The 607-nt window shown below is 68.9% G+C and carries 2 protein-coding genes; both read left to right on the forward strand.

The genetic code is table 11. The features are described from left to right. A partial coding sequence (locus tag ABFX54_RS56735; protein ID WP_346115635.1) for a metal-sensitive transcriptional regulator occupies positions 1-174 on the forward strand: 174 nt, incomplete at its 5' end. Between the two features lie 75 nt (positions 175-249). Beyond that, the coding region (locus tag ABFX54_RS56740) for an MBL fold metallo-hydrolase (RefSeq protein WP_346115634.1) at positions 250-607 on the forward strand (358 nt) is incomplete at its 3' end.

Here is a 607-nt window from a genome sequence, read left to right on the forward strand (position 1 = left end):
GAGGACTGCACGAAGGTCCTCACCCAGCTCGCCGCCGTCTCCAAAGCGCTCGACCGGGCCGGCTTCAAGATCGTCGCCACCGGCCTGCGGCACTGCCAGGACACCGAAAGGCGCGGTGACGAGCCACCCATGAGCGTCGCGGAGCTGGAAAAGCTGTTCCTGGCGCTCGCCTGACACCATGCGGTCACGGGACGTCCGTGGCCGCACATTTTTCACCTACTGATACCCCCGGGGGTATAGATGAACATCATGTCATTCCGGACGCCCGGCCTGGGAGACCAGACCTACCTGCTCACCCACGACGGCAAGGGCATCCTCGTCGACCCCCAGCGCGACATCGGCCGTTTCGTCGACGCCGCCGCCGAACAGCACGTCGAGCTGCGCTTCGTGGTGGAGACCCACCTCCACAACGACTACGTCTCCGGCGCCGAGCAGGCCGCCCTGCACACCGGCGCAGAGCTGGTGCTGCCCGCCGCCGCGGCCCCCGCCTACCGGCACACCCCCGCCTTCCACCTGGAGGACCTGGACGGCGGAGCGGGGCTGGTCCTGCGGCCGATCCACACGCCCGGCCACACCCCGGAGCACACCAGCTACCTGGTGCTCATCG

Origin of the sequence: Nonomuraea maheshkhaliensis, from assembly GCF_039529435.1 — a bacterium.
Classification (GTDB): domain Bacteria; phylum Actinomycetota; class Actinomycetes; order Streptosporangiales; family Streptosporangiaceae; genus Nonomuraea; species Nonomuraea maheshkhaliensis.